This is a genomic window from Staphylothermus marinus F1 (assembly GCF_000015945.1).
GTDB lineage: Archaea > Thermoproteota > Thermoprotei_A > Sulfolobales > Desulfurococcaceae > Staphylothermus > Staphylothermus marinus.
Map to the genome: position 1 here is coordinate 1,471,179 of NC_009033.1, position 17,863 is coordinate 1,489,041.

At 36.0% G+C, this 17,863-nt stretch carries 17 protein-coding genes; 11 read left to right on the forward strand and 6 right to left on the reverse strand.

All coding sequences use genetic code 11. The features are described 5' to 3' along the window. The first annotated feature begins 82 nt into the window (after positions 1-82). The gene (locus SMAR_RS07790) at positions 83-958 is read left to right on the forward strand and encodes a hypothetical protein (protein ID WP_011839784.1); all 876 of its coding nucleotides are present in this window, start codon (positions 83-85) and stop codon (positions 956-958) included. A gap of 131 nt (positions 959-1,089) precedes the next feature. Continuing rightward, the gene (locus SMAR_RS07795; RefSeq protein WP_011839785.1) at positions 1,090-1,626 is read left to right on the forward strand and encodes an SLOG cluster 4 domain-containing protein; all 537 of its coding nucleotides are present in this window, start codon (positions 1,090-1,092) and stop codon (positions 1,624-1,626) included. 5 nt (positions 1,627-1,631) lie between these two features. Here the strand turns inward: SMAR_RS07795 and SMAR_RS07800 are convergent, their stop codons facing one another. The 4 genes from SMAR_RS07800 to SMAR_RS07815 all read right to left on the reverse strand — a co-directional run bounded on the left by SMAR_RS07800 (position 1,632) and on the right by SMAR_RS07815 (position 5,619). Then, on the reverse strand, positions 1,632-2,108 hold the full coding sequence (locus SMAR_RS07800; RefSeq protein ID WP_011839786.1) for an OadG family protein: 477 nt from the start codon (positions 2,106-2,108) through the stop codon (positions 1,632-1,634). Positions 2,109-2,127: 19 nt separating this feature from the next. Further along, the gene (locus tag SMAR_RS07805; protein ID WP_011839787.1) at positions 2,128-3,207 is read right to left on the reverse strand and encodes a sodium ion-translocating decarboxylase subunit beta; all 1,080 of its coding nucleotides are present in this window, start codon (positions 3,205-3,207) and stop codon (positions 2,128-2,130) included. A gap of 110 nt (positions 3,208-3,317) precedes the next feature. Beyond that, positions 3,318-4,166 carry a M55 family metallopeptidase gene (locus tag SMAR_RS07810; RefSeq protein WP_011839788.1) on the reverse strand — a complete coding sequence of 283 codons (849 nt, stop codon included), beginning with the start codon at positions 4,164-4,166 and terminating at the stop codon, positions 3,318-3,320. A 37-nt stretch (positions 4,167-4,203) separates the two neighbouring features. After that, positions 4,204-5,619 (reverse strand): hypothetical protein, encoded by a 1,416-nt coding sequence (locus tag SMAR_RS07815; protein ID WP_011839789.1) that lies wholly within the window; start codon positions 5,617-5,619, stop codon positions 4,204-4,206. A 688-nt stretch (positions 5,620-6,307) separates the two neighbouring features. On the opposite strand from SMAR_RS07815, the gene SMAR_RS07820 reads away from it, so the two are divergent. The 5 genes from SMAR_RS07820 (at position 6,308) to metG (ending at position 10,778) form a co-directional block, all read left to right on the forward strand. After that, complete coding sequence (locus tag SMAR_RS07820) at positions 6,308-6,700, forward strand: thioesterase family protein (protein ID WP_011839790.1); 393 nt, start codon at positions 6,308-6,310, stop codon at positions 6,698-6,700. Between the two features lie 132 nt (positions 6,701-6,832). Further along, entirely contained in the window at positions 6,833-7,210 is a 378-nt protein-coding gene (locus tag SMAR_RS07825) for a hypothetical protein (protein ID WP_011839791.1), read from the forward strand. Between the two features lie 15 nt (positions 7,211-7,225). Continuing rightward, positions 7,226-7,621 carry a hypothetical protein gene (locus tag SMAR_RS07830; RefSeq protein WP_244372411.1) on the forward strand — a complete coding sequence of 132 codons (396 nt, stop codon included), beginning with the start codon at positions 7,226-7,228 and terminating at the stop codon, positions 7,619-7,621. Between the two features lie 16 nt (positions 7,622-7,637). Further along, positions 7,638-9,161 (forward strand): B12-binding domain-containing radical SAM protein, encoded by a 1,524-nt coding sequence (locus SMAR_RS07835; RefSeq protein ID WP_011839793.1) that lies wholly within the window; start codon positions 7,638-7,640, stop codon positions 9,159-9,161. Between the two features lie 114 nt (positions 9,162-9,275). Then, the gene (metG, locus tag SMAR_RS07840) at positions 9,276-10,778 is read left to right on the forward strand and encodes a methionine--tRNA ligase (RefSeq protein ID WP_011839794.1); all 1,503 of its coding nucleotides are present in this window, start codon (positions 9,276-9,278) and stop codon (positions 10,776-10,778) included. A gap of 1 nt (position 10,779) precedes the next feature. On the opposite strand, the gene SMAR_RS07845 is transcribed toward metG, so the two are convergent. After that, positions 10,780-10,965, reverse strand: coding sequence for a hypothetical protein (locus SMAR_RS07845; protein WP_052833873.1), 186 nt, complete (start codon positions 10,963-10,965; stop codon positions 10,780-10,782). 580 nt (positions 10,966-11,545) lie between these two features. On the opposite strand from SMAR_RS07845, the gene SMAR_RS07850 reads away from it, so the two are divergent. From SMAR_RS07850 to SMAR_RS07860, 3 genes are all read left to right on the forward strand, one after another. Further along, positions 11,546-12,157: an alpha/beta fold hydrolase gene (locus SMAR_RS07850; RefSeq protein ID WP_244372414.1), complete on the forward strand. Its 612-nt coding sequence runs from the start codon at positions 11,546-11,548 to the stop codon at positions 12,155-12,157. Between the two features lie 41 nt (positions 12,158-12,198). Next, complete coding sequence (locus tag SMAR_RS07855) at positions 12,199-13,173, forward strand: ROK family protein (RefSeq protein ID WP_011839797.1); 975 nt, start codon at positions 12,199-12,201, stop codon at positions 13,171-13,173. Positions 13,174-13,239: 66 nt separating this feature from the next. Further along, on the forward strand, positions 13,240-15,456 hold the full coding sequence (locus SMAR_RS07860; protein ID WP_011839798.1) for a beta-galactosidase trimerization domain-containing protein: 2,217 nt from the start codon (positions 13,240-13,242) through the stop codon (positions 15,454-15,456). Position 15,457: 1 nt separating this feature from the next. On the opposite strand, the gene SMAR_RS07865 is transcribed toward SMAR_RS07860, so the two are convergent. After that, entirely contained in the window at positions 15,458-16,813 is a 1,356-nt protein-coding gene (locus tag SMAR_RS07865; protein WP_011839799.1) for a stage II sporulation protein M, read from the reverse strand. Positions 16,814-16,897: 84 nt separating this feature from the next. Between SMAR_RS07865 and SMAR_RS07870 the strand changes: the two genes are divergently transcribed. Beyond that, positions 16,898-17,857, forward strand: coding sequence for an isoaspartyl peptidase/L-asparaginase (locus SMAR_RS07870; RefSeq protein WP_011839800.1), 960 nt, complete (start codon positions 16,898-16,900; stop codon positions 17,855-17,857). The last annotated feature ends 6 nt before the right edge of the window (positions 17,858-17,863 follow it).

Consider the following 17,863-nt stretch of genomic DNA (forward strand, 5'->3'; position numbering starts at 1 on the left):
TATTGCTGTGTATTATTAGTAGTTCTTATAAGAGCATATAATCATAATGGCATAATAAGAAGAACTCTAATGGTGTGTATAGATGAGCTATTCTAAAGAATTATATGATAAAATAATGGAGAATCCATGGCTTACTATTTATGATTGTCTTAGAAGCAAATGTGATTTCTCCGAAATAGGAAGAATACTGAAAGATCTCTTATTGAAGCCTATGAATACTAAGGAATACATAGTTGGTTTAGAATTATTAAAAGCTATTAAGAGCCAAGCACCAGTAGAAATACTGTTTCGATCAATATCTATGGTTGTCGATGATAAAGTAATAAAGAAAATTCTAGAAGATACAAAACCAGACAAGATCTTAGAGGAATATAAGAAAAACTATTTCAAAGGAATGGGCCTCATAACTCTATTAGAGATCTATCCGTTTCTCAATCTACGGGATGAACTAGCTGAGAGAGTAAAGGAATTATTGAGGGAGGCACCGGAGAAGATAGATAATGAAAAGGATCTTAGGGAATTTTTGAGAGCACTAACATTTGGTCCATTATCTGTTCTCTCACCAGCTAAGTTAAAAGATGTACTGGTATTTATTAGAAATAACCTCAGCAATAAACCACTATGTCTCCAAACAAAAACTGACATCATATCTATGATTGTAGATAATTATCCTCCTCAAATACTAGGTGAAAATATTGAAATAATCGATATCATAGCGGATATTCTAAGAGAAGTTGCTGAAAACACTATATTGCTGGCATCAAGTGAACTAGATAGAGCGGTCAATATTTATAGTGATATAAATATATTCATGTCCAAGATCAGAAAACTATGCGAAGATCTCGGCAGATTCGATCTATGCAGGAGAGTATGGGATAGAGCAGGCGATGCTTTAAACGAGCTATACGAGAAAATAGGAAAGATCATTGTTTCACTAAACGAAATTGCTGAGCAATAATTCAATCTAACATGGAATATACACTATATTGTTAAATCTACTGGTTTCTTGATAGGAATCATTTTATATACTGGTCTTATTAAGAAGATGATAATGTTCTATACAGGAATTAAAGGAGGTTTAGGTGGTTTATGACTAGGAGAGTATATGTAGCAGTTGCAGCTTCTAGTGAGGAACCAGATGAAAACATGTTGAAGAATTCTATGTGTTTCATTAATGAATTATCAAAATTTAAGGAGAACATAGTAATTGTTCTAGGAGGTTATTGGGGATTAATGAAGAATATCGCTGATTACGCTATTAAAGCTGGTATTCAGACAATGTTCATACTTCCCGATAACCCGCCTATAATGCCTCCAAACAATGAATACACTATTATAGTTCAATCTGATCTAGGCTTTCCTACTAGGAGCACTATTATGTGTAAAACAGGCGATATACTAGTAGCTATGGGTGGCAGTATTGGCTCCATAATAGAGATTATGCTTAGCTATGATTTTTGGAAACCAATAGTTGTTGTCAAATCTGGGAAGGAAACGGATAAGGTGCCTCAGTGTTTTGGTAAATATATTGATCATAGAATGAAGGCTGAGTTATCATATGCTAGGGATGGATGTGAGGCTGGTAGGATAGTTGCTGATTTTATTAGAGAATTATTGAAAAGATAATTTTACTATTGTATCGAGTAGTTTACTATATATGTTTTTCCTCCAACACTTACCTTATAAGCATTATTAGGTAGTTCCTCTACGTCTACAATAATATCTTTTCCTCCAAAGCTTACTTTAATCTTTGATTTAAACAATATACCAGCTAATGGTAGGAGCCGGGCTAGTTCGGGGAAATCCTTGAAAAGATCATATTTTTTCAGCGTAGCTGCTTTGTATTCGTTAAAAGCTGTGATCGTTGCTGAGAGTAGTGCAATCAGTTGTGGATCAGTTTCTCTCCTAGGTTTTTCAGTCTTAACAGGTTTTTCCTCGACTATAATTCTTGTTTTTCCGGTCTCTTCCTTTTTCATCTTCTTAACTGGTTTGTAAATGGTTTGTTTTAGAACATGTATAATAATGACTAGGATAGATAAGATACTGAAAACTATGGCTACACCTATACCTGTTATGTATAAGCCTGTTATTATGGTGTTTATATCCATATTAATCACCCAGATACGATCAGCCTCCAAGCATTGATAGGAATACACCTGCTACAACTGCTGTTCCAATTACTCCAGCCACATTGGGCCCCATTGCATTCATTAATAAGTGGTTTTCAGGATCCTCTGCAGTAGCTAATCTTTGAACTACTCGTGCACTCATAGGTACAGCTGAAACACCTGCTGCTCCTATCATTGGATTAATTTTTTCTTTAGAGAATAGATTCATTAGTTTAGCGAATAATACTCCTCCAGCTGTTGCAGATGCAAATGCTACCACTCCTAATCCAAGCACTAGTAGTGTCTTATATGTTAGAAATGTCTCAGCCCTCATAGTTGAGCCCACTCCTAGTCCTAAAAAGATCGTTACAATATTCATTAATTCTTCTCGCGCAGCTTTGCTTAGTCTCTCGACTACGCCGGATTCTCTAAACAAGTTACCGATCATGATCATTCCAATTAATGGTGCGGCGCTGGGAACAAGTATTCCGACAGTTATCATTGAAACTATTGGGAAAAGAATCTTTTCTGTTTTAGAAACAGGTCTTAACTGTTTCATTCTGATTTTCCGCTCTTCTCTCGTTGTTAGAGCTTTAATTATTGGGGGCTGGATTAGGGGGACTAAACTCATATAGCTATAAGCTGCAACAGCTGTAGCAGCTAACAAGTGAGGGGCAAGCTTAACTGTTAAATAAATAGTTGTAGGACCGTCTGCTCCTCCAATAATGCCTATACTAGCAGCTTCTTTTAAGTTGAAACCTAATAGTAATGCAGTTAACATTGCAACAAAGACACCGATCTGGGCAGCTGCACCCAATAATAAGCTTTTGGGATCAGCAATCATTGGTCCGAAATCAGTCATTGCGCCGAGACCAAAAAATATTAAGAGAGGCACAACCTCGGTATCGATCAAATAATGTTTTACAAGGTATAAGAAACCATATGGTGCCTCTGTAAGACCTGTCAAAGGAAGATTTACTAAGACAGCAGTGATACCTATGGGTAAAAGGATTAATGGTTCATATTCATGTTTTATAGCTAAATATACTAGAATAAGTCCGACGCCAATCATTATTATATTGCCCAAAGTGATATGCATTAAGCCTTCAAACACCAATCATGATCACCGCTTGAAACAAGTGTATCACTACTAGTCATCATATAGTGTCTAGCGATTAAACATCAACATCTTTAGAAATAAAAATATATTTACCTAAGCCTTTCTTTTAATGCATACACACCATAACCTATGAAAGCTATAAGTTCAATAATTGCTAGTACATTATGTGCACTGTTCGCTTCATATCTAAATCTATAAGCATCTATTCTTTCAAGTATATCCCATGTTTCCAGTACATCTCCTAATAATTCATCTCTCAACATTATTTCTACAATATAGGGTTTATCAAGCACTAATGGTTTTACCTCGCCTTTCCTAAGCCTATTAATTGCTTCAGCAATTCCTTCCCTAAGCTTATCGAGAACATCACCAATGCTTTCATATATTGCTGCATAACGTGTTATTCCCTGTTTAAAACCAATGAATACAGCCCATGGAGTATATTTTGAAACCTCATCTCTTAATAGAGAATCTCCCGCAACAAGTATTACTGGAACCCCTTTTTCACCAGCTACAAGAGCGTTTATCAAGTACTCACTAGCTCTTCTACCATTCAATTTTATTTCAGCAAATACTTTTCCGCTCATAGTATGATCGAGGAAACCATGCATTGTTCCAGCAGCTGTATGGTATCCTATAAATAATACAGAATCATATGAGTTATCAAGTCCCGTCAACATAGAGTATGGTCTTGGAAAGCCTTGTATTAGAGAAGTATTTTTGGGTAGTTCTAAATAATCAATATTGGTCATATATCCATGACTATCCGCAATAACTACTTTATCGAACCCATTATTCAGTAATGCCTTAGCTGTCTCCTTAGCGATCATTGTCATAATTCTTGATCCACGACTATACTGGGTATAACCGGGAGAAACCATAGTTGTAGATGCTATACCGGGTAACCCCTCAATATCGATGGAAACATATGCCTTCAATTTTTTCCACCAATTAGGAATTATTTTAGTTCACTAATTAAAGCCTTATAACTCTAGGAATAATATTCCTGAACAACTCTATATCTCTCGCTTCATGAGCATCTTCAATGATCACGTAGAAAGAACCAGTAATTCTTCGGCTTAATTCTTTATTGAGTAAAATACTTCTCAATGTAAGATAAGCCCTTCTAACACCCATCATTAAGATTAGGTCTGTCAATGTATTATATAGAACAATTACTTGTTTATCACTATACTTATCAACTACCTCGTTAAGTATGCCTAAGATATGAGTAGGCGAAGCAGCAGCTTCATAGTATTCAATAATATTTATGATTTCATCCTTAACCCCTGTTCTAGAGGTGAACCCCCCATATTCTTTAATATTAACATTAATTACTTGAATATTTCCTAGAGTAGCACGTAAAATGATCTTTTGAAGAGTATTTAGTTCACCAATAACTAGTAGGATCTTGTTCTTAACACCTCTTATCTTATCCAAATATAACCGGATCATTGAGAAAATTCTCGAGTTAAAAGTAATGGGATCATCTATTGATGTATTAATTAATATATGAAAATTGCTGAGAGTTTTTCTTAGAATAAAGGGTTCTACTGTTCTGAGTAGATTGAATAATCCATTGAAAACTATTGTTAGTAACGCTAATATCAGTGATAGATCGAATGTAAAATACATATAAATTACCCATAACTGGCTTTTATACAAGAAATTATCAATAATATCTCCAACATTGTAGCCTATAATTAATAATATCATAGCATTTACAATATCACCATAGTCTTGGAGTTCAATATATAGTACAAAATTGTATACTTTAATCAAGTAATGGGCTAGAACAATTATGAAAAACAAACCAATAAGTATGTCGCCTATAGTAAAAGCATCTAATGTAATTGGGTTATTTGATATAGTTAAAGTAACAAAGAATACAACAATAGGTATTAAAACAATAAATAAAGATAACAAGGTTAAAGGAGATTCTAATAATTTTCTCTTCATCATAGTGCCAGAAATAATCATTAGATCATATACGAAGTCAAAGAAACTAGCTAAAATTATCACTATTAATACATCATTTATTAATGCATAAGGAAACATATTATACTGGACAATACCTGAATCTTCAAATAACTCGATCAATACCGCTATACCTAGTGAAGAGAAGAATAAAGCAAAGTATTTCTGATAAAATGATATGTTTGAGATCTTGGTTTGTCTCAATAACTCATAGCTTATAATGAATAAGAGAAATAATGTACTTAAAAGAACAATTTCTAAAAACGACTCTAAAGGACTAATAGTACCGCTCTTTAAGAAACCCGTATATCTTCCTATAACATAGAACCCTATTGTGCCTAACTCAATAACTATAGTAGTAGCAAGTATTTTTATCCATATTTCTCCATGACTCCAAATATGATGCTCTGACATAATATCAGCAACTTTTTATGTAATCTTCCTATCCACATCTATTCATTATACATTATTAACCATTAGTTGTCTAATATTTTAAACCAGTTCTCCACTTAAAAATTATCTGTCTATAGAAGAATATGTTAACCATTATAAAATAAGTATATTTCCTAGAATATATTAATAAACAAATTATTACTCTATTGTTTTTGATGGATTTTTCTTATTGAAGAAGACTATAATATGTTAAGGTTAGCGTTAATATTTATTGAAGAGATAAATTTGTTGTACATCTTGGATTATTTCTAGGAAGAACATGTTGCTCCTGCATTATTTAGCATGAACAACCACATAACAACTAAAATATTATTAAACAATCATAGTATTCATGGTTTCCAAAAAGAAAAACACCTGAACAAATGAACAGTGGTTGCCCGTGCTTTATTTTTTGGTTGTTTTGGAAACTTTGGATGCTTGCACGGGCTTCCCCCTCTTGGGTTGGGGCTTCGCTCCTTCATCGTGGGGGTTATCGGGTCTCCACCAAGACCACTTTGAGCCCTTCATCCGCATTTCCCAAATCATTAACCATTATATTAGTGAGGGTTTATAAAGCGAACCCAATAATTAAAACAATCATGGTTTCCACAATTTTCCAAAACAACTATAATATCCAAATAAGCGAATAGTCTTCAATGGGTGAATGGGTATGAGTATACGAGTTGGTTTGAGGAGAGAAATGGATTATGTTGTATCTGAAAATGATGCACCAAAGTTCTTGTTGGATAAGGGGGTTGGTGTTCTTAGTACTCCTAGAATGATCGCGTTGATGGAGGGGAATTCGAAGAGGTTGCTTGATCAGTTTTTAGGAGAAGAATATACTAGCGTAGGCATACATGTGGATGTGTATCATAAGGCACCAGCACCTGTTGGTTCAAGAGTTAAGTTTGTATCGGAAATTATAGAGGTTAAGAAGAATAAAGTTTTGTTTAAAGTAAAATGTGTGCTTAACGACATAGTTGTGGGAGAAGGTATTCATGAAAGAGCAATAGTTTCTTGGAACAAGTTTATAGAACATGTTAAAAAGATTATGGGAAAATAAAACTCTATTGTTTTTTATAACAGTTTTCATAATTCTTATAGAATAATTAATATATCTGAAACACAAAAATAAAATATCTATGATAGTATTAAAATTCGCAAATTTAGTAACGATATGAACGGGCGAGGAAAAATGAGATCGCTTGTTGACTTATTAATTTTTCTTGGATTACCTGCAGTAGCAGCTTCTGCATTAGCGGTTTTAATAAAGGAATCCATACCATTATCACTTAGCGAGCTTTCTGAAAAAACAGGTTATGCTAAGAGTCATCTCTGCACGCATTTAAAGCATTTAGTATTTAATGGTTTAGTTAAAGTTAAGAAAGTGGGGAGGAAGAAGTTGTTTTATACTGATAGAGACACATTAACCAGACTGATCATTAAGCATCTCAACGAGCTTAAATCTAGAATAGATTTCGTTGTAAACGAGACAAATAATAGTGAATTCTCAAATATTTTGCTTTCATATTCACGTAAACTTCACGAGGTAATATATCTTGGAAGAATTTAGATTTTGTGTTTAGAGGTGGCTGTCTTGGAGTATCTTAAAGTTTTAGAAGAAGACAATATCCATGTCGTCGTAGGTGTGGGAGGCGAGGAAAACTCTACTATTGATAGAAGCGGGGTTATCTATAGTGAGTTGGTGAGGCTTGCAAACAAGTATAATAAGCGTAGATTCACACTACATGTTGTCTCAGATAAGCCGAGGCCATTATATATAGAGAATATTAGGAGTCTCATACAGAATAATATTGTATATTCTCTTACAATTAGGTATCATAACTTGAACTTCGAAGAGTTGGAGAAGATAATTAATGATCTCCTAGCTCGGAACAAACTTGTATACGGGGTTGTTGAGGAAGAATTTGCTGAACTAATTAGTTTTCTCAGAAATAAAGGTGTAGAAGTCGTAAAGATCTAGGTTTGAGGTGATACGTATGAAGGGGTTTGAAATAGTTTTAACAACAGATAGAACAATGATGAGTAATCATCATGGAAAAGAATTCTTGGGCTTCATAGCTACTGGTCCAGCTATAGGTATGCCTGAGAAACTGTGGATGTGGATTGCAGCTCCAAAAATTGATGTTGACGAGTATGGTAGGCCTAGAGAAGCACCATATGGTATGAGGAAGGTTGAGGCAAAACTTGTTGATGCAGGATATAATGCTGCAATAATTGATCCTGATCACCTGCATAGATATCTTGACACTATGAAGGTTCTAATGATTGGTCACCACGACTACTTCGCCTACGGGCCTCCAAGCAGTGAATGGTGGAGTTTAACAGGGAAGGAACCAGTTAATAGATTGAGTTTTAAGAGATTCATGAATAGCCCGGTTATTAGGAAAGCTAAGGAGAAAGGTGTAAAAATAATAGCTGGTGGCCCAGCTGCTTGGCAGTGGTTATGGGAGCTGGAGCTTTGGAGGAAATGGGGTGTTGACACAGTTATTGATGGAGAAGTAGAGAAGGTAATTGTTGATCTCGTTGATAAAGCATTGAATAATGAGCCTTTACCTGACTACATATATGTTGGTCCAAGAGATGCTCCAAGCATTGAGGAGATACCAATAATTAAAGCTCCAAGTATTAATGGGCTCATAGAGATTATGCGTGGATGCCCGCGCGGCTGCAAATTCTGTAGCGTAACCCTCAGACCCCTCAGATATATGCCTCTGGAAAGAATTAGGGAAGAGATAAGAATTAATCTTCGCGGAGGAACTAAAGGTGTTATTCTTCATAGTGAAGACGTACTATTATATGGTGCTGACGGTGTTAAGCCAAGGCCTGAACCACTAATTAATCTCCACAAGACAGTGTTTGAAGAATTAGGTGAGAAAAAAGAGTTTGCATGGTCTCATGCAAGCTTAGCAGCCATCAAATATGCTGAAGACGAGTATGGGCTTGTATCTAAGCTTATGAATGAATATATATTATCTGATCATAGACGTTTCCTAGGCGTAGAAGTTGGTATAGAAACAGGTAGTCCAAGGCTTGCAAAAATAATAATGCCTGCTAAAGCAGCACCTTATCCAGCGGAGAAATGGCCTGATATAGTTGAGGATGCGTTTAGGATTATGCATGAAAACAAGATCATACCTGCTGCAACCCTTATACTTGGACTTCCACAGGAGACGCCTGATGATGTAGTTAAAACAGCAGAGTTAATTGATAGGTTAAAACCTTATAGAAGCGTAATAATACCAATGTTCTTTGTTCCAATGGGTGCTTTAAAGAAGAACACGTGGTTTATGAGAGATCATATTACAAGAGAACATATAGACGTGATGCTTAAAACATTTGAGCACACAGTATATTGGGCAGAAGATATTATGAACAAGTTCTATTTGAAGGAAACATATCTATACCCTGTAAGACTTGGTTTGAAAATGTTCTTGAGATACGCTAAACACAAAATTAGGAAGATAATGAAAGAAGGACTTGAACAATACATTAAAGCCTAGAAATATTTTTATAAACAACGAAGAGATAATTTCATATTTCTCCAATACATTATCTAGATTAAAACAAGGAGAATCAATAGAGATATGAATAATAAGCACGAGTAAGGGGTATAGATGATGAGTATATTTTACATAACAACACCAATATATTATCCAAACGCACCACCCCATATAGGGCATGCTTACACAACGGTTTTCGCCGATGTCTTGGCGAGATATCATAGGCTTATAGGGGATGAAGTATTCTTTATGACTGGTAATGATGAGCATGGATTAAAGCTTCAGAGAGCTGCGGAGAAGAAAGGTGTTCATCCTAAACAATTTGTTGATGAAATGGCTGATGTTTATAAGAAGTATTGGGAATTGCTTGATATAAGTTATGACTACTTTATACGTACAACGGATGATTACCATGAAAAAGTTGTTAAGACAGCTATTCAGAAACTATATGATAAGGGATTAGTATATAAGGCAAGCTATGCTGGATGGTATTGTGTAGACTGCGAAAAATTCTATAGTCCAGGAGAATACATTGAAATCAATGGGAAACCACATTGTCCTATACATAAGAAGCCTCTTGAATGGCTCGAGGAGGAAACATATTATTTCAAACTAAGCGAATTCGAGGATTTCATAATAGATGTCTTGAAAAACAAGGATATAGTATATCCTCGTAGCTATGCATTAGAAGTACTCGGCAAAGTTGAAAAGGAGGGATTAAGGGATGTATCAATTGCTCGCCCCAAAGAACGCGTTTGGTGGGGTATAGAGGTACCCTTTGATAAGAACTATACTGTCTATGTATGGTTCGACGCGCTCCTAAACTATATTAGTGGTATAGGCTACTTAGAAGATATGGATCGTTTCAACAAGTATTGGCCGAATGTACACCATGTTATCGGAAAAGATATCTTATGGTTCCATACAGTAGTATGGTTTTCGATACTTAAAGCACTAGATATTGAGTTGCCAAAGAAACTGCTGGTTCATGCATTCTTGATTAATAGGGGGTTGAAAATAGGTAAGAGTGCAGGCAATGTTATAGCTATAGAAGATCTAATTGATAGATATCAGGATAGTGATGGTGTTAGATATATTTTAATGAGGGTCTTTAACATGGATAAAGATGTTGATGTATCAACAGAGTTGTTCGACTCAATATATAATAGTGAACTAGCCGACACACTTGGCAATCTTGTCCGCAGAATTGGTGTATTAGCTAAGAAGAAACTTGGCGGAATAGTTTATAAGCGAGAAGTAGATAAAGAGCTCTCAACAAGTATTGTGGAAACACTGAATAAATACAATGAATACATGGAAGCCTATGATGTATCAAGAGCTATCCAGGTAGTAATGGATTTGTTAAGGAAAGCGAATGCATATGTGAATTTGACAAGGCCATGGGAGAAAATGGATCCAGGAAAAGAACTATATAGCCTACTAGAAACAATTAGAGCATCAACTACAATGCTATATCCAATAATACCTAAAGCCGCTAGTAAAGTATCCAAAGCATTTGGATACCGCATAGGTAATCCATCAGAATATGTTATAGGAGAAATCGAAAGATATAATATAGTTGATGCACCCATACTTTTTAGGAAAATAAAACAGTAATCTATTTCTTCTCTAATCCAAAGATCTCCCCATATTTTCTCCCAATAAGTGCTTCTAATAATTTCTCGTTCTTCTTAATATAAGATAATAACATGCCTAAAGCATCAGATAAAGAACTATAATCTTTCACAACCAAGTAATGAGCCATTTTACGTATAGTACCCATTACTTTCTCATCGCTCATCAATGCTTAAACCCCTCTCCTACCTCTTTTACTCAATAAATAGTTACTTATAGCTGGTTGGCTAACGCCGAGCATTTTTGATGCTTCAACCTGAGTATACTCATATTCCTCAACTAGGATCTTAGCTAGAATAGCTCTAATTGCTGGAAGAATATATTTGGAGACTATTCGCTTATCTAGATACTATAGTTATTTTGGAAGCTATGGAAATAATGGTTGTTTTGGAGGCTTTGGAGCTTGGGTTCAATTTATAAACCCCCTACAATATAATGGTTAATGGTTTAAAACTGCAGATGAAGGGCTCAAAGTGGTCTACGTGGAGCCCCGAGAGCCCCCTCCGTGAAGGAATGAAGCCCCAACCCAAGAGGGGGAAGCCCGTGCAGATATCCAAAGTTTCCAAAACAACCAAAAGATAAAGCACGGGCAACCACAGCTTCACACCATGTTTTCAAAGTCAATAGAAAACCCCTTTTATCCAACAACTAATCTATACTTGTTCTGCTTATAACTCTTCTATTTCTATATTATTTAAATTGTTTGTGGGAATAAATATATATTTAGAGAATCATGTTCTATTTGGGGAATGGTCTTGATCGAGGAATCATATAATGTTGGAAAATATAGGTGCAGGATCATCTATAACAGTGTTCCTGGATTACCAATAGTCTTCCTTCACGGCTATAGTTTTACAAGTGATGTTTGGAGAGACATAGGTGTACTAGATAAGCTCGAGGAAGAAAAAATTCCATTCATAGCTATTGATATGCCTTATGGAGCTAGAAGCATATGTAGTCCTCATACACGTAGCGTTGATGAAAACTTATTTGTTCTCAAAGAGATTTATAGAGGTGTATTTGGTTCTTTAAAACCATTAATTGTTGGAGCAAGCTTGGGAGGATATATTGCTCTAAGATACGCATTAGAAAAACCTGTGGCGGGCTTATTTCTCATAGCTCCTGCTCATGCTTTAGAAAAGGAACTAGTTAAAAAATATAGATCATTAAGTGTTCCAACAATTATAATCTGGGGATCTAGGGATAGAATTGTTAAGCGTGAAGAAATGGAGAAGCTTTCACAACTATTAGAAGCTAAGTTGTTAATATATGATAAAGCAGGTCATCCAGCATATCTAGATTACCCGGATAAATTCATTAATGACTTGTTATCTTTTCATAAAGCATTAAAGCTTGAATAAAATAATGCTTTAAATAATACTATTTAAGAGGTGCTATTGTTTTGGCAAATGAATACTATTTAGCTATTGATATAGGAGCGACAAATACTAGGATAGCTATTGGTTCTCGGAATGGAATAATAAATAAAATAACCTATAGGACTCCGAGGGAAGGAAACGAGCTGAGTATTCCTGTTAAAATATATGAGGAGATCAAGAAGAATTATGGGAAATACATTGACCAGATCAAAGCTGTAGGGATCGGGACGATTGGTCCCATAGATTTGAGGCGGGGAAGAGTTGTAAACACACCTAATCTACCCATACACACTTTTGAACTAAGAGATCCATTGATGGAATGGTTAAAGAAGCCTGTATATGTATTAAATGATGCAGTCTCTGGTGCTTGGGGAGAGAAATTCTTTGGTTTAGGCAGGAATTATTCCAACATAGTATATATAACTATGAGCACAGGTATTGGTGGAGGAGCAATTGTTAACGATCATCTCTTGCTGGGGAAGATGGGGAATGCCCACGAGATAGGACATATTGTTGTAAAATATGATTCAGATATTAAATGTGGTTGTGGAGGATATGGTCATTGGGAAGCATATGCTGGGGGAGCAAATATTCCCAGAACAGCCCGGGTCTTAGCTGAGAAGTATAAGCCATTAATCGAGACAGAAGCTTATCGAGAAGCGTTGAGAGGAGAACTAACTCCTCCAAAACTATTCGAATACTTTAGAAGAAACGATTTATTCGCAAAATATGTTGTGGAAGAAATAATTGATGCATCAGCAGCAGGTCTCGCTACAACGATAAACCTGTATGACCCAGAAGTAGTAACTATTGGTGGAAGCATATATTTATATAATCAAGACATACTCAAAGAACCAATCATTAGGAAAGCACTTAAACACTTAGTAACTGAGCCACCAATTATTGATACAACACCTCTAGGCGGAGACATAGTATTATATGGAGCTTTAGCAACAGCAATTAATCCTCCAGAAGACCTATTAAGGTTTTATAGATGAAACCATTTTAAACCCCTTAATACTCCTCGTTAAAATAGATATACTGTACATATGGGTTGTTAAGCCTTGGAGAAATGGTGGAAAAAACCTGTTAGAGTAATACAGTTCAATATAGAGGATCGTTATGGTAGGTATGTATCGAAAATAAATGGTAAACAACTAGTCGAGCTAGCGAAGAGGCTTCACGCAAATGTCCTCGTAATATTTGCTAGGGATCCTTGGGGCAGAATATTTTATCGTGGAGGTAGTGTTGGGAAAGAGCATCCGAAAATGATTGGTGATATTGTTAGGGAAGCAGTAGAGGAGGGGCGTAGAATAGGAGTTAAAGTAGTCGTGATGGTTGGTCATACTGCTAACAAATACTTATATCATCTACACAGTGATTGGGCACAAGTAAATCGTAATGGAGAAATCATTGTGTTAGAACACATACCTTTCTCCCTTGAACACTATGAGCCTGAATGGCCACAGTTATGTATAAACAGCCCGTTCATAGAGCATGTTAAGAAAGAAGTAGTTGAAGCCCATAGCTTGGGAGTCGACGGTGTATTCCTGGATAGTTTCCGTTATCAACCAGATATTGAAAGAGCATGTTATTGTGAATGGTGCCGGAGAAGGTTTAGAGAAGAACACGGATATGAGATGCCTAAAGAGCCGAATTGGCTGGATAAGCGCTGGAGAGAATTATGGGAGTGGAGATATAAGGTAGTTGTTGAAAGAATTAAGGAATTATACAAGTTATCTAAAGAGACCGATCCCGGAAAAGTATTTATGTATAATAGTCACCCAGGAGGATGGGCTGGTAGAACGAATCGAGTCGTAGAAGAAGCAAGGAACTATATAGATGTAGTATTCGCTGAGTGTAGCGAAGCAGATCATCAACCACCAGGCTTTATTACTGAAATGACAAAGCTGACACGAGCTATGAGCGGCGGGAAACCAGTGTGGAGTTCTAGAAACTATTTCCACTTATATAGAACAGTGATGTCAACAACGCCTATAGTTATTAAGCAGGGTTTAAGAGAAGCTGTACTTGGAGGAGGCTCGCCATGGGCACTGATCTTCTCGATCAGCTATTTCCAAGACCCATCCTCACTAGATGCTATAGGGGAAGTATTTAAGCAATATGAAGAAATAGAAGAATACCTTGAAGATACTGAACCATATCGTTTCGCCGGCATACTTGTCTCAAACCATACACGAGATTATTATGGTAGAGGGCATCCTGAAAGATACGTTGATGGAATACGTGGAATGTACTATGCATTAATCCATAGCCATATACCAGTAGAGTTTATTTCTGAAAAAGACGCTGTGAATCCAGATTATTTATCAAAATATAAAGTATTAATTGTTCCAAATACTGTGTGTTTAAGCGAGGAGATCGGTGACTCTATTAAAGAATATGTCCGTAGAGGAGGTAAACTATTATCAACGTATCTATCATCAACACGGGATAAATACTGTATTAGAAGATATGATTTCTACTATCCAGAAGTTATAGGTGCTAGGTTTATAGGAGTATTGAGGAAGCCATGGACATATCTAATACTTGATCTCGATAAGAAGCATCCATTATTCAATAATGTAAAAACAGAAACTATACTATGGGGAGATATGAGCTATGAATTCATAGCATCTAGGACAAGACCTAATATTGGATGGCATACGATGCTAGATGATGTTATTGGAGAGGTTCTAGGATACATTGGATTATCAAGTACTGATTGGGGACATGAATACACTCTCGGCCGCTCACCCCCCGCACTAGGTGCTCGAACCAAGTTGCCGGGAATAATATTGAATAATTATGGAGAAGGTAAATCACTCTATTTCACAGGCCAGCTCGGCAGACATTATTGGAGAACAGGATTACCAATATATAAGAAATTGATTGAAAACAGCGTATTATATCTAGGTGGAGAACCAGATATACAAGTAATTGCTCCAGAAACTGTTCATTCAGAAATATTTGTTCAGGGCGAGAGAATAATTATTCACTTACTTAACCATACATATAATCAGAGAATAATGGCTAAGGGGATCGGTAGAGTAAAACAGCCTCTCCCACCATATGGTAGTGTAGACGCTGTTCATCCAGCTAGAGAAATTATACCTGTTAGCGGTGTTGAGATAAAAATAAAGAATAAAATGAACAATATAAAAGCATATACTCTCATATCTAGGAAGAACCTAGAAATAAAAACTACTGGGAACCAATTACAGATAAGGCTAGATAAACTTGACGACTACGAAATAGTAGTGGTTGAGCCTAGGAAATAATTTATCTCACGGCTACAACGGATAACGCTTCTATAAATGCAGCAGTAAAAAGGATCAATGCACTGATCACAAAGTATATTGTAAACTTGGATTCTTTTTCAATAAAGATCCTCATAGATAATGATGCGAAGAATGCGTAAGCTAGTAATTCTAGTATTGCATGAGGCATTAATGGCAATAATAGAATAGATAGATTACCTTCAGAGAGAGCAATGTTTATTGCAACTCCATAATATAGGGCAGCATTACCTAAGCCTACCCCTAAATATAGTGGGCCTATGATTGGGATTGTTGAAATAAAGGATATTATGAAATTGTTTATGAAAATATTCCTCGTCAAATTGAATAGATCATTTGTTCTCAGTTCAACTAATTGCTTAGATGTCTCTTCATAGAGGCTATAATATGTTTGTGCACTAGTATATCCTATTATTGAGAACAATATAAATGATAAATAAATAAAACCATAAACTCTTCCCACCTGCGAAGAAAAACTTTTTCTCCTATAATAAGCAGCTATACCAGCAATTAGCAACCCGTATCCTATTGTGCCCGTTAAATGGTTCATGAAACCAATTATTCCCAGTAAACCATATATGCCTGCACCTAGAAAAGCTAGTGATAAAGCTAGTATTGGTATTTCTCCTCCATGTTCACCATATGTTAGTGTTGTTGTAATGGTTAATGGTGGTTCTGGATGGCTTCCATGAATAATTTTCACATGTCTATTATAGTTTCTAACAATAATGTAGTCCCAAATAATTAGGAATAATCCTACTGTGAGAAGTGTTGCCGCTACATATACTAGTCCATGTTCTACGTTAATCCTATTAGTAATGTGTATTCCGAGAAACTTCCCCTCTTCACCATAGTAGTGATCCCTCATGGTTTTATCCACTACATATAATAGTATAGGATAAGCTATGCCTCCAGACAATAGTGTTGCTATTAATCCTGTTAGGGGCGAAGGTAAATCTCTCCTCATAACACCTGATCTATATAGTTTTATTATTGAATCATAGTCATCGAGTTTTTTCAGCCAATAATAGGATGTTATACCGCTATTAACTAGGTGTGTATGGGTTATTTTCAATAATCTATAAATAGATATAGCTGATGCAAGAATATATCCAATATATAGTGTTGCTAAACTAGTGTACCAGCTACTGGTTGCTTCTTGGACACCGTGGAACATAATATTATATATTAATGATATATACGCAGGCAATGATATAATCAACATTATCCCTGGGAAAATATGTGGTATATATGTTTCTTTTCTGAACTCAAAGCTTCTAACAAGTTTTTCTAAACCATTAGGTATGCTTGTCTTATTTTCTGTCTCCAGAGTACTCAAAGCTTCTGCACCGTATTCTTCATATTTCTCAGTATCTGTTAATCTATATTGCTATGTATAAAATAATGTGTTTGGTGAATGCTTATGGCTAAATCCATAATCCTACATGGTGGAGCGGGTAGTTGGAAGGATTCAAGAGTTAGGGAGAAAGCATATATTGTGATGGAGAATTGTACGAGGAAAGCATGGACAGTTCTGAATAATAGTAATAATGCGTTGGAAGCAGTTGTAGAAGCTGTTAAATGCATGGAGGATTCAGGATATTTAAACGCTGGTGTGGGTAGTGTGCTCGATATATTGGGTAATAGAACGCTTGATGCAGGCATAATGACTTCTAACGGTTTAATAGGTGCTGTATCAGCTGTTAAAGCTACTCGTAACCCAGTAGTTCTAGCAAGAATAGTTGCTGAGAAAACACCACATATAATAATCGGTGGTGATGGAGCAGACACTCTAGCCAAATTATATAGTCTACCACCCCTCCCACCCCCGCCAAAACATGTTGTTGAAAGATACTATGAGAGCCTCAAAAAACTATTGAGTGGAGAAATAAAGAGGGATTATTGGCGAAAAATACTGAGCTTTATAGAAAGCAATGAAAACTATAGGAGACTAGTTGAATCACTAGCTAGTTTTGCTGATACTGTGGGAGCAGTTGCAGTAGATGATAATGGATTATTGGCAACAGCAGTTAGTACGGGGGGAGTAATACTTAAGCTTCCAGGTAGAATAGGTGATTCACCAATACCAGGTGCTGGATTCTACTCATCCAGAAAAGTTGCATGTAGCGCTACAGGCTTCGGAGAAATGATTATAAGATCAATGCCCTGCTTAAAACTTGCAGAATACATTGATCAAGGAATGGATTTTGAAGAAGCACTAGACAATGTTATAACATATGTTAATGAGACAGTTGGAAAAGACACAATGGGCTTCATTGCAGTGGACTATGAAGGGAGAATTGGGTGGAGATATAATACGGAAGCAATGCTTATAGGGTATATGGATAGAGAAGGCAGAGTAATAGTAAATCATAAACCATAACTCTTC

Excerpts from the sequence above, each read along its gene's own strand:
- SMAR_RS07790 (WP_011839784.1), top strand. The coding sequence starts at position 83 with ATGAGCTATTCTAAAGAATTATATGATAAAATAATGGAGAATCCATGG.
- SMAR_RS07795 (WP_011839785.1), top strand. The coding sequence starts at position 1,090 with ATGACTAGGAGAGTATATGTAGCAGTTGCAGCTTCTAGTGAGGAACCA.
- SMAR_RS07800 (WP_011839786.1), bottom strand. The coding sequence starts at position 2,108 with ATGGATATAAACACCATAATAACAGGCTTATACATAACAGGTATAGGT.
- SMAR_RS07805 (WP_011839787.1), bottom strand. The coding sequence starts at position 3,207 with ATGCATATCACTTTGGGCAATATAATAATGATTGGCGTCGGACTTATT.
- SMAR_RS07815 (WP_011839789.1), bottom strand. The coding sequence starts at position 5,619 with ATGTCAGAGCATCATATTTGGAGTCATGGAGAAATATGGATAAAAATA.
- SMAR_RS07820 (WP_011839790.1), top strand. The coding sequence starts at position 6,308 with ATGAGTATACGAGTTGGTTTGAGGAGAGAAATGGATTATGTTGTATCT.
- SMAR_RS07825 (WP_011839791.1), top strand. The coding sequence starts at position 6,833 with ATGAGATCGCTTGTTGACTTATTAATTTTTCTTGGATTACCTGCAGTA.
- SMAR_RS07835 (WP_011839793.1), top strand. The coding sequence starts at position 7,638 with ATGAAGGGGTTTGAAATAGTTTTAACAACAGATAGAACAATGATGAGT.
- metG (WP_011839794.1), top strand. The coding sequence starts at position 9,276 with ATGATGAGTATATTTTACATAACAACACCAATATATTATCCAAACGCA.
- SMAR_RS07850 (WP_244372414.1), top strand. The coding sequence starts at position 11,546 with ATGGTCTTGATCGAGGAATCATATAATGTTGGAAAATATAGGTGCAGG.
- SMAR_RS07870 (WP_011839800.1), top strand. The coding sequence starts at position 16,898 with ATGGCTAAATCCATAATCCTACATGGTGGAGCGGGTAGTTGGAAGGAT.